Source organism: Oceanospirillum beijerinckii DSM 7166 (assembly GCF_000422425.1).
In the GTDB taxonomy this organism is placed as follows: domain Bacteria; phylum Pseudomonadota; class Gammaproteobacteria; order Pseudomonadales; family Halomonadaceae; genus Oceanospirillum; species Oceanospirillum beijerinckii.
The window spans coordinates 33,874-45,749 of sequence record NZ_AULT01000051.1 but is presented as its reverse complement, the minus strand read 5'-3'; the positions used below and the strand labels follow the sequence as shown (position 1 = coordinate 45,749).

At 47.8% G+C, this 11,876-nt stretch carries 10 protein-coding genes; 4 read left to right on the top strand and 6 right to left on the bottom strand.

The features are described from left to right. Positions 1–148: 148 nt before the first annotated feature. Together H579_RS0115215 and H579_RS0115210 are read left to right on the top strand one after the other, a co-directional pair. On the top strand, positions 149–1,042 hold the full coding sequence (locus tag H579_RS0115215) for an alpha/beta fold hydrolase (RefSeq protein WP_028301400.1): 894 nt from the start codon (positions 149–151) through the stop codon (positions 1,040–1,042). A 130-nt stretch (positions 1,043–1,172) separates the two neighbouring features. Beyond that, positions 1,173–1,517 (top strand): cupin domain-containing protein, encoded by a 345-nt coding sequence (locus tag H579_RS0115210; protein ID WP_028301399.1) that lies wholly within the window; start codon positions 1,173–1,175, stop codon positions 1,515–1,517. A gap of 306 nt (positions 1,518–1,823) precedes the next feature. Here the strand turns inward: H579_RS0115210 and H579_RS0115205 are convergent, their stop codons facing one another. The 5 genes from H579_RS0115205 to dctP all read right to left on the bottom strand — a co-directional run bounded on the left by H579_RS0115205 (position 1,824) and on the right by dctP (position 7,411). After that, a complete protein-coding gene (locus tag H579_RS0115205) occupies positions 1,824–2,606 on the bottom strand; it encodes a ZIP family metal transporter (protein WP_342662793.1) in 783 nt (260 codons plus the stop codon). 524 nt (positions 2,607–3,130) lie between these two features. Next, entirely contained in the window at positions 3,131–4,186 is a 1,056-nt protein-coding gene (locus tag H579_RS0115200; protein ID WP_028301397.1) for a GlxA family transcriptional regulator, read from the bottom strand. Between the two features lie 319 nt (positions 4,187–4,505). Next, positions 4,506–5,804: a TRAP transporter large permease gene (locus H579_RS0115195; RefSeq protein ID WP_028301396.1), complete on the bottom strand. Its 1,299-nt coding sequence runs from the start codon at positions 5,802–5,804 to the stop codon at positions 4,506–4,508. Continuing rightward, the gene (locus tag H579_RS0115190) at positions 5,804–6,334 is read right to left on the bottom strand and encodes a TRAP transporter small permease (RefSeq protein ID WP_028301395.1); all 531 of its coding nucleotides are present in this window, start codon (positions 6,332–6,334) and stop codon (positions 5,804–5,806) included. Before H579_RS0115190 ends, H579_RS0115195 begins: the two co-directional genes overlap by 1 nt. Positions 6,335–6,403: 69 nt before the next feature. Next, positions 6,404–7,411, bottom strand: coding sequence for a TRAP transporter substrate-binding protein DctP (gene dctP, locus H579_RS0115185; RefSeq protein WP_051227683.1), 1,008 nt, complete (start codon positions 7,409–7,411; stop codon positions 6,404–6,406). A 579-nt stretch (positions 7,412–7,990) separates the two neighbouring features. On the opposite strand from dctP, the gene H579_RS0115180 reads away from it, so the two are divergent. Continuing rightward, positions 7,991–9,766 (top strand): protein adenylyltransferase SelO, encoded by a 1,776-nt coding sequence (locus tag H579_RS0115180; protein ID WP_028301393.1) that lies wholly within the window; start codon positions 7,991–7,993, stop codon positions 9,764–9,766. Positions 9,767–9,883: 117 nt separating this feature from the next. Here H579_RS0115180 and H579_RS0115175 read toward each other — a convergent pair whose 3' ends face one another. Further along, positions 9,884–10,783, bottom strand: coding sequence for a LysR family transcriptional regulator (locus H579_RS0115175; protein ID WP_028301392.1), 900 nt, complete (start codon positions 10,781–10,783; stop codon positions 9,884–9,886). 168 nt (positions 10,784–10,951) lie between these two features. On the opposite strand from H579_RS0115175, the gene H579_RS0115170 reads away from it, so the two are divergent. After that, positions 10,952–11,800: an SDR family oxidoreductase gene (locus H579_RS0115170; RefSeq protein ID WP_036566385.1), complete on the top strand. Its 849-nt coding sequence runs from the start codon at positions 10,952–10,954 to the stop codon at positions 11,798–11,800. Positions 11,801–11,876 lie beyond the last annotated feature (76 nt).

The window sequence follows — 11,876 nt, the reverse complement described above, 5'->3', positions numbered from 1 at the left end:
ATCACTAATCCGTCCAAAATTTGATGGGTGTCCAGCTTTCTAATTAAGCGGAGTCACTATTGCGATCAATTATCAGGCCTGATCATTCTCGTCAGCTGGATTAATATTCAAACAACCGTTTAATCTTGCCGCAATATTGAGAATAACAATGATAAAGCAATGTTCACTTTTCCTGCCCCAACAAGATCATCAACTCCATCTAAGGCATATCTCACCCGAACAGGCCACTGATAAGGCGCCTGTGCTGATGGTGCACGGTGCTATGGAGGATGGCCGTATATTTTACACCGAGTCAGGTAAAGGGTTGGCCTGTTTTCTGGCGCAACAAGGGCATCCGGTCTATGTATTGGATCTGCGAGCCCGTGGGAAGAGTACACCGTCTTTTGCTCAGGATAACCAACATGGTCAATATGAATCCATTGCCCATACGATTCCTGCAGCTCACCGCTTTGTCGCAGGGCGTCACAGCCAGCCTATACACTGGATTGCCCACTCATGGGGCGGTGTGCTGATGGCCTCTGCTTTAATTCGCAGCCCGGAATTGAGTTCTGCTATTGCCTCCCAAATCTGGTTTGGTACCAAAAGAAGTATTCGTGTCTGGAACTTTGAGCGTTTGTATAAAGTAGAACTGATCTGGAAACGCCTAGCCCCTCTCTATGCGAAATATAAAGGCTACTTTCCTTTCAAGGAGTTGGGGCTGGGAGCAGACAATGAGAGCTTTTTATCGATCAGCGAAAGTGCGCAGTGGGTTCATAACAGGCCCTGGATAGATCCAAGGGATCAGTTTGATTATGGTAGCCGGGCCAAGGATATAACGTGGCCACCAATCTGGTCCATTGCGGCCAAAAATGACACGATTCTGGGTAATCCATCAGATGTAGAAGACTTTCTGGAAGAAGTGGGGCAAGGGAAATTAACTCTGTTATCCAAAGGTAATGGCAATGCTCAGGATTATGATCATATCAATATGCTGACTCATCCCGATGCGGTGCATGATCATTTTGTAGAGATCAAAGAGTATCTCAAACAGGGACAGCCATGAAATGACCAACAAACGGGGACAGCCATCATTTCTTCGTGCATTTTGATATCTGTTTGTCGGCATGAGACAACCTTCGATTGAATATCCCCCATACAATGGCAACTCATTAAACCGAATATTTGGAGCTGTCATGTCTGATTTCATTACTGTTATGCGCGAAACTTGTCCAACACCTGTTGTTGATGCGACAAAATGGAAACGTATCGAGGGCGAACCACATACCGTTAATCTAAACGCTTACCTGTCCGAAGATGGCAGCAAAATCATGGGAGCCTGGATCTGTACGCCTGGTAAATTTGAAGTGGCATACGACAAGTGGGAGTTCTGCCATTTCCTAGAAGGTTACTGCATTATTACACCTGAAGGCGAAGAGCCAAAGCACCTAAAAGGTGGCGACGTTTTCGTAATCGAACCTGGTATGAAAGGTACTTGGGAAGTGGTTGAAACAGTACGTAAGTACTTTGTTTTCGCATAACACTTGAGTATTGAGCGATAAGGCCGCATTTATGCGGCCTTATCGATTGCGGAAATGGAAATAAACGGGGACAGCCATCATTTAATAAAGTGCAAAACTCACCGCTCTGAGCAAACTTATACAAACAATGCATTAAACTGCCCCCTGATGAGATCCAAGCCAGCCTTTTATCCCGGGCAAACTGTTTCAGTCGTTTGACATGCCCTATGGCTCAGCTGATTTGCTAACCTTCTGGCTACATTGCTTTTAGCCAGGCGTTTTGGTCAATGTTGAGCCTGCCAAGGTTTGATGGATGTCCAGTTTTTCTTAATGATGTCCGACCATGATTGCACCGACCATTCCCAATAAGAATCCCATAACGGCCCCTAAAGAGGGAATCCAATGCTTTTCTAGCTTTGCCTGAGGAGCAATATCCTGAAAAATCAAATACAGAATCCCTCCCGCAGAAAACAGCATAATTCCTGACAGTAGTGCGGGGTACTCTGCTAGATAGTAAAAGCCTATTACCCCACAAATGGGCCCCAGCAGGGCCATCAGCGTAAAAATTCCTACGATATTTCTGGAACGAAAGTGTGTTGAACAACGTAATTCGCGGTAAGCATTAAATCCTTCAGGTAGATTTTGCAAAGCAATAATACCGGCAAGTAGAAACCCTACTGAGTGTGATGATGCAAATGTGGCCCCTAAAGCGATCGCTTCAGGAATAAAGTCCGACAACATGGCGACTAATTGGCTTGCAGAAGTTTTTTTTCGCGTTAGATAAATATCCAACCACATTAAGCTAACAGCACCGGCTGAGAAAGAGAGTACAACCATCCCAATGGATAGTCCCTCCATGCCTTCCGGTACTAATACCAATGCCACAGCGGCTAATAAAGCACCACCGCCAAACGCTATCACAAAATGACGGAACTCATTCTCCAACCAACGGGGCCTGATATTCTCGATTCGAGCGAGCAGGGCCCCTATGGGCATCGCAAGTCCGGCACATAAAGTGAGTAATATTATTTCAAACAGCTCAATCATATGGATCAGATCCTTGACCAAATTTACAGAACCGTCTTTTTCAGACAGTCCATCTTTCAGCATATCCTCTATTTTTCCTTTAACTCTCAGGGAAAATAACGGCTTAGTGATATGCGATACAGAAACGCCAACGCAGAATTATTATCCTCAACGCCCAGGCCTAATCATAAAAAACATTAATAAAGCAGGCATGATACTTGGGGCATTTCCTCGATAATGGCCAGTGTATTCATGGCATCAGGGACACTCTATTTCTACCTCCAGGCCAAGCAACCAGCGCAAACGCAGCATAAGTCTATTGGCCGGTATAATCTCTCCCTGGGGCACTATTGTCAAAGCCATCAGCTTGTTACATACCATCTATTTTGACTCCAATGATGTAACGTATTGTTGAACTATTGCGGATTGTAACGCTGAAGATTACTCGCGATTTAATGATGTGCCGGACGGTGCATGACTGGCTAAAAAATCACTAATAAATTGCTCTGGCCGAATGGTTAAATCGTCATATTGGAAAAGAAAAGCCTCGGCAGAAAAACTCCTGCTGAGGCTTTCAAATGGTAGCAACGGGGAAAACTTGAGTGCTATCACCCCTGGCTGCGATGCTTCTGTCGTACCTGACTGGGCGATGAGCCAAAATAATCCTTAAAACAGTGACTAAAGTGGGTTGAGCTTAAGAAGCCACAGGAGATGGCGATATTAGAAATGGACTCGTTACTCTGCAGCAGCAAGCGACGGGCCTGAGTAATACGCAACTCCAGGTAATAACGTGATGGTGTGGTTTCCAAATGAGCCTGAAACAAGCGCTCAACCCGACGGCGCGAAGCATTTACACAAGTTGCCAGTTCATCAATACTGAGCGGCTCTTCAATATTGGAGTTCATCAGCTGCAACAGCTCACGTAGCGCCTGGGGCAGATTAGGATCATCCTGACTTTGAATAATCTGATTGCCTTCCGTTTCCCCGGCTTTATCACAGCTTAAAATTTCACGAATCGCACGCACGATATCTTTACCGTACAGACCTGAGATCAATTCCAGCATCATCTCTAAGGCACTACTTGGACCGGCGCAGGTGAAACGTTGCCCCTCGGCTACCCAGGCGTTACCAGACACCGCAACAGTAGGAAAACGCTCCTGCATAAAAGCGTGGTTATCTGGGTGCAAGGCACAGGTTGTCCCATCTAACAGAGCAGCATGAGCCAAAGGAATCGCACCATTCCATAAGCCACCTATCACGAGTCCATACTTGGCTGCTGTTTTTAGTGTGGTATTTAAAGCCTTGTACATCCCAAGATCACAGCGGTAACCACCACAGACCATCAGAATATCCAGACCATTATCGCCGTCCAATGCGATATGACTCAAAGTGTCGTTAGCAGAGATATCAATCCCCAAGTCACTGCGTACCTTTAAACCCTCTATGCCATAAGTTGAGAAGGAGAACAAAGGTGAGGTACTAACCAGATTCGCAGTCACAATGGCATCCACGGCTGCAGTAAATGCCATCATGGAAAAGTGCTCCTGCAGGACAAAACCCACTCTTACAGGCCGTTCCTCTGACAACTGTCTATTGGGTAAAAAAGGACTGTTGGCATTTCGCATCAAAGAGCTGAAAGTGCGACGAGCCTGGGATTCTTTCATAGGTCTGCTTTCTTTTTCTTTTAATTGGATTGATAACGGTTAAGACACAGAACAACGGTTATTTCATAGGATGAGCCATTTTCTGGGTGAATGATAAAGTGTACCTCTGCTTTGATCCGGCATTGTAGCAATTTATTGTAAATCAGCCAGCGATACACTTCTCAAAGCCGAATACTCTTTAAATTCAGATAGATAGCAGGAATGAAATTCTTCGATTTTAAAAAAGAACAAGACAAAAAAGGGGGACTTTAGCCGTCCCCAACCCCGTTACGGGAATGCCATAAAGGCATGGCAGTAGAACAGTGCTTTACATGATGGGCTACATCAGCCCCAGTAGCTTCGGTAAAAACAGCGACAGCTCAGGCACAAAGCTGGTCACCAGCATTACCGGGATACCGACAAACACCATCAGGGCGATGGCAGGCATTACCGCCTGGTGAATGCTGACCTTACCGATACGGCAGGCCATATAGAGTATCGGTGCCACCGGTGGGCTGTTGGCACCAATCACCACGGAACAAGCCACAATAGAGGCGTAGTGAATCGGATCAACACCGCTACTGACCATCAACGGCAGAAACAGGGGCGCGACCACGACCGTCACCGAGACATCATCCATAATCATACCGGTAACAATTAGAAAGATATTCACTGCGATCAGGATCATCAAAGGGTCCTGCACCATGGCAGTAATCGCCTCTGTCAGCTCCTGGGGGATACGCTCTGATGCCAGAATCCGTCCGATCATAAAGCTGAACAGCAGGATCAGAATCACCGTCCCTGTGGTTTCAGCGGCCGAGATCACACTGTGACCTAAACGCTTAACATTCAAATCACGATAGATAAAGAAGCCGATCAAAATCGCCACAAAGGCTGCAATCGCGGCAGCTTCAGTCGGTGTACAGATACCGCCATAGATGCCACCCAGAATAATCACCGGCAGAGACAGTGCAGGCAGTGCCTTGACCGTTGCCTGACCTTTGGTCGGTAGATTTTCCAGACCATCCTGAGCACCGACTGACACCTCATGAAACAGGCGACCGATACTAAAACGGTTAGCCAGAATCAGACCGGCAATCAGCAGTAGCGCAGGCCCAATAGACGCAGCAAAACATGCCGCTACGGATTGACGGGTGACAACCGCAAACAGAATCATGGTGATCGAGGGTGGAATCAAAATTCCCAACAGCGACGAGATACCCAACAACGCCGAGGAGTAACCTCTGGGATAACCCCGCTTCTCCAACGGGTCGATCATAATAGTGCCAATAGAAGCCACCGCCGCAGTGGATGTCCCGGCGATGGCACCAAAGATACCGGAGGCCAGAACCATAGAAGCGCCCATGCCGCCTTTACGTTTACCCACTAACACCTCGATAAAATCGACCAGTCGATGGGCTATACCGCCGCTCTGCATCAGATAGCCGGTCAAAACGAATAGCGGTAATGCGATCAGAATCACGGAATCAATAGAGCGATACCCCTGCAGCATCAGGGTGTTGAAATTGGCGTCATAAATATACGCCAGATACGCCAATACCCCAGCAAAAGACCAGGCGACGGGAATACCAATAATCATCAGCACCAACAGGATGCCGACAGCGACTAAACCTTCCATCACTGCACCTCCTGGTCAGATGTTGTTTGTTGGTCATCAGGAAAAATACCCAAGGCACATTGAATCAGATCCCTCAGGGAATAAAGAGCACAGCCAACACTGGCAAACAGAATGGCGCTTTGCGGTACCCACAGAGGAATCGATAAACCCGGAGTATGCTGTGGGCGGCGCATGCCCCACTTCAACATCCGGTAGGAAAGATAAACAAAGAACAGAGTAATCAGCAGGGTAATCAAAGAGACCAGACCTTGGTGCAGGCGACGCATCCGGGCGTCATGAATATTGGTCTGCACAAAATCCACCACCAAGTGCTCACGTTTGCGGCTGGCAATTAATCCGCCTACCATATAAAGCCACATACCAAACACCATAATCATCTCCAGCAGGCCGACAATCGACCAACCGAAAATATAACGGGCTGCTACCAGAAACAGCATCAACCCCACTAATAACAGGCTGCTGATCAAAGCGGTGGCATTGAGCAGCAACCCCATCTTGTGATCAAGCTGAGTAAAAAAACGAACCATCATGGGACACCTTACAAAAGCAAAACGCGACGAAACTCAGGGAAGCTCCGCCGCGCAAAGAGAAACCGGGGGTTACAGCTGGGTAGCGTTCGCCCGGATGTTATCCATGATTTCCGAACCGATCTCTTTATCCATCAGCGGCCATACTTTTTCACGCGCTGCACGGGCAAACTCTTTGATCTGCTCATCAGACAGTTCAAAGTACTTCATACCGGACTCTTCGGCCTTCTTCACATAGAAGTTGTCCTGAGCACGGGCTGCAGTGAATTGCTGCTGCATCACCTCTTCCGCAGCTTTAGCGACAATCTGTTGATGCTCTGGGGACAGATCATTGTAGGAATCCGCATTCATACTCAGCACGCCGGTCATAAAGAAGTGCTTACTGCGCACGTAGTAGTCCAGCTGATCACGGAAGTACTCGTAGTCCCAATAGATGACATTACCGGCTTCACCATCCACTACACCTGTTTGCAGGGCGGTGTAAACCTCACCCCAGTCGATGGCAGCAGTCTGATAACCCAGTGCCTGCATAGTTTGTGGCGCAGGGAATACGGTCATGGTACGCACTTTCAGACCGTCTGCTTCTTCGATTGTGGTCGCATACTTGCCGCGCGTCGCGACACCATTAAAACCTTCTGGCCACGGGCCAAAGAATTTCAGCCCCAGATCGGAGTAGATACCACCCAGCATCTCGTTCACCCAACCGCCTGGGCTATAGGCCTTCAGTGCTTCACCCCAGGACAGCGTCATATACGGAGTGTAGATCACTCCAATACGCTTATCGTACGAGGTCATCGGCCAGTTCAGCATCACATCCACATCGCCAGCCACATGCAGATCGAAGACTTCGTTCTGACTGCCCAGCTCATTTTGGTAGAATACTTTGACGTCGATCTCGCCTTTGGAGCCTTGTTCAATAATTTCGGCCCAACGCTCCAGGGTGTCACCGGCCGGAGAACCTTTAGCGCCAGAATCTGTCGCCATCTTCAGCGTTACGGCCTGAGCTGATCCCGCGATCAGGGCACCGGCTGCAACCACTCCAGCGATCAATGAACGAAGCTTGTTTTTTCTAATTGCCATAGTCTTGCTCTTTTATTTTTCTGTTGTTTTTGGGGTATGGGTCTCCCTGCTATTACGCTTTATGATGCTGATGTTGCGAATGGCAGAGAGCTGTTTTAATCGTTTTATTTACGGCTCCCTAATATTGGTAACACCGCATGATTTATAGGGTCAAATACCCATAAAAACAGAATTAAAATCCAAAAAGAGAAAGGAAATCAGATTATAAAACTAATCAAATATTCAATTATCAGCTTTATAAGCTGAGTTTTTCTACACGGCTATTTGCATTAACTTAAGCTCTTTTGTTCCAGGTGTCGTCTACAGTAGACGGAGTGTCGCTTTTTAAGAAAGAAGAAAAAATCACAAAAATTAACGTTGAAGAAACGCACAGGAAGGAAGCACAAAAGCACCGTAACAGAGCAACAAAAAAGCTAAAAGCCAGCATGGGATAAACGACTATCCTACGATTTACGTATACCATGGCGACACTGCATATCAGTTTTAAGTTTTGAGCAACTAAGATCAGTAGATTATTTGTCCTGATCTACATATAACAGCGGTGTCTAAACCGCGAAATAACGACGAGATTTCCATCCAATGAGACATCCACCTGAATCTTCGGCATCTCTTCCAGCTACAACACGGGAAGTCGCCAGCTTTGAAGAATTCGCCCAACGGGCGGATTACTCTTTAATGAACAATCTTAATGCTGACCCTGATGCAACAGAGGACGGCTATGACCATCGTGCCCGCCAAGTATTTTCCGGGCACTTTGTTCCCGTTACACCCACTCCTATCGCAGATCCCGAATATGTCAGCCATAGCCACATCTTTTTTAATGAACTGGGGTTGAGTGATGAGCTGGCGCATAATCCAGCCTTTAGCCAGATGTTCTCCGGTGATCTGTCCACAGTGCCTGAACCTATGCGCCCCTACGGTTGGGCTACGGGTTATGCGCTGTCGATCTATGGCACCGAATACACCCAACAATGCCCATTTCGTACAGGCAACGGTTATGGTGATGGCCGGGCCATTTCAGTATTTGAAGGAGAGTTCAACGGCAAACGTTGGGAGATGCAACTGAAAGGCGGTGGTCCGACACCTTACTGTCGGGGCGCTGATGGTCGTGCGGTATTGCGCTCCAGCGTGCGGGAGTTTTTAGCTCAGGAATATATGCACGCTCTGGGTGTACCGACCTCCCGCTCACTGACACTGTATACCTCAAAATCCGAAACCGTGACCCGCCCCTGGTACGCTGAAGGTTCCCGCTCTGCCGACCCGGATATTATGGTCAGTAATCCGGTGGCTATCTCCACTCGTGTTGCACCATCCTTCCTGCGTGTCGGCCAGGTCGAACTGTTCGCCCGTCGTGCGCGTAAAGGTGCTTACCCTCACGCTCGGGAAGAGCTGAAAATGATCGCAGAGCATCTGATTAAACGGGAATATAAAAGCGAGATTGATCACAGCCAGCCCTTTAATCAACAAGTGGTTGAACTAGCCACGCAGTTCCGCCAGCGCTTAACGGCTTTGGTCGCCAACTGGCTTAGAGTGGGTTACTGCCAGGGCAATTTTAACAGCGATAACTGTGCTGCTGGTGGTTTCACGTTGGACTATGGCCCCTTTGGTTATTGCGAAGCCTTTGATCCCGAATTCCAACCCTGGACTGGTGGCGGCAGACATTTCTCCTTTATGAATCAACCCGCCGCCGCAGAAGCCAACTTCCATATGTTCTGGGGGGCGCTAAGAGTACTGCTGGTGGATGATCCCGAAGCTTTAGCGCAGCTTGATCAGGTGCGTCACGACTTTACCGACACCATGAAAGAACAGATGAAAACCATGTGGGCCAATAAACTGGGCTTAGTGGAGTTTGATCAAACACTGTTCTCAAAACTGATGGAACTGATGGAGCGTGCCGAGGTGGATTTCACTATTTTCTTCCGTGAGTTATCCAATATCCCGGAAGATATCGCAGCACTGAAGAAAAGCTTCTACGTCACCGCCTCTGAGCAATTAGATGAACAGTGGCAAAGCTGGCTCAACGACTGGCGTGCACTCCTTTTAGAACAACATCAGATTCTAGAGCAGACCAAGGAGTCAAAACAAGGCAAAGACTTAGAAGAAAACAATGATCTGGCTGAAGTTTCGGCGAAAATGAAGCGAACCAACCCGAAATATGCCTGGCGTGAATGGCTAGTGGCCCCAGCCTACCAACAAGCGATGGCCGGTGATTACAGCCTGATTCAAGAACTACAGGAAGTGTTTAACCAACCCTATGATGAGCAAACCAGCGAGATCGAAGCCAAATACTACCGCCTAAGACCGAAAGAGTTTTTTAATGCCGGTGGCGTATCCCACTATAGCTGCTCTTCTTAATGGCTTGATAAGAGTAAGGAATTACAGATGCCCGGTAGGCTATTTTTACCGGGTATCCTTGCGGCACACCCTTGCTGCAAATAATACAACACAGCCGGTTGAGCGCGATTTCTCATCTTAAACCACCACTCCCTCCTGTCCGGCAAAGGACTCAACCTCTTGTTCAATAAAGCGCAAAAAGCTCTGCGTTTTTTTCGAGATATACTCACGCTCAGCGTACACCATATAAAAATTGACCGGCTCAGCCTTCTGCTCAGGAAATACCTCAATCAAGGTGCCATTTTTTAGCGCATCGCGAACGTCAAAGCGACTGGTATAAGTACAGCCTAAACCGGCTACTGCCGCTCTGACGCATTGCTCAGGATCGTCAAATAACATGTCAGGTGTTTTAGGGTGCAACGTTTGGGACTTAAAACGCCAGGGCAGGGTTTGACCTTTTACACCAACGCAGATCAGCGGCAGCTTCAGCAGGTCGGTTAAACATTTGGCAACAGATTGAGAAGCCAGCCACTCAGGGTTAGCAAACACACCATACTCAATGCCAAACAAACGTTTAGCGATCAGTGTTGAATCTCCGAGCGGCCCCTGACGAAAAGCCACATCAAGCTGATGCTGCTGGAAGTCGAGGTAGTCATTACTGTGAATCAGCTCTGTTTTTACTTTTGGGTAAGCCTTACGGTAGTTCAACAACCAATCATTGAAAGGACCACGGGAAAAACTTCCGGGAGCGGTAATACGCAACACACCCGCAGGCTCTTCCTGCTGGCTTTGCTGCCACTCTTTCACCTCGGTCTGAGTGTCGGTCAAACGTTGGGCCATCGGCAATAGCTGCCGTCCCTGCTCCGTTAACACTAATGAACGTGTCGTGCGCTGCATTAACTTGTAACCCAAATCCGCTTCCAGTTTTGCGATACGACGGCTGACATTACTGCTGGGCTGCTTCAAATAACGGGCGGCCTCAGCAAACGAGCCCAACCGGGCAACGGCTGCAAACCAGATAATGGCTTCAATATCCACAATACCGATCTCCTTACCACGAACTTACTGACTACCGATCTCTACAACGACCACTTTGCACAACAACTATCCCAAATATGAATTAATAAAATCCAGTTTAGCCCACTAATAAAACCAATAGAACTACCCTAATCTTATCTCTATAGATAAATACCTTTCGGAGATAGCATGAAAACAATCGCAATTATCGGTGGCACCGGCATGCTGGGCGCACCAGTAGCAGAGCAACTGAAACAAGACGGTTATCAGGTTCGAATTCTGAGCCGCAATATCGATAACGCCAGACAACAACTGGGCGATGGCTTTGATTACCAACAGGCCGATATCCATGATCTGCCTAGTCTGAAAAGAGCATTGAAGGACGTGGACGCCGTGCACTTAAATTTGAGTGGACACAGTAAACAAAGCTATTACGCCAGCCACGTTCAGGGGACAAAAAATGTTATCCAGGCGTTAAAAGAGCGGCCTGATACCTTGATCTCTATGATCTCCAGTGCTATGGCCTATCCGGAATTTAATGACCGCTGGGATAACCACTACAAATGGGAAGCCGAGCAACTGCTGAAAGCCAGCGGTCATCCCTATTTGGCCTTTCTACCCAGCTGGTTTATGGAAACACTGCCACTGTTTGTGCAAAAGAACAAAGTCACACTGATCGGCCCTTCCACCAGACCGATCCACTGGGTTTCAGCCAAAGACTACGCCCAAGAAGTCAGCAAAGCCTACCAAAACCCGGAGTGCCGCAATCAGCGCTTATCAATCTTTGGCTGCTCAACTTTAACCATGGAAGAAGCTCTCGCTCGTTATGCCCAGCATCATGGCTTAACACTGCAACGTATGCCCGCCTGGGTCGCATCCACTATTGGTTGGTTAACTCGGGATGAAGTACTGATGGATATAGCAAACCTGATGACTCATTACGATAAACACGGTGAAAAGGCGCCACTGGATGTGATTAAAACTGGAACATCAGTACTGGACTGGATCAAGAGTTCACCATCGCCACAGGTAGCTTAGCGATCAGGAAGAAGCTTAAATAACAGTTTGGGACAGCCACTATTAATCCTTTGATTCTCAAGATCTATTTTGTAGC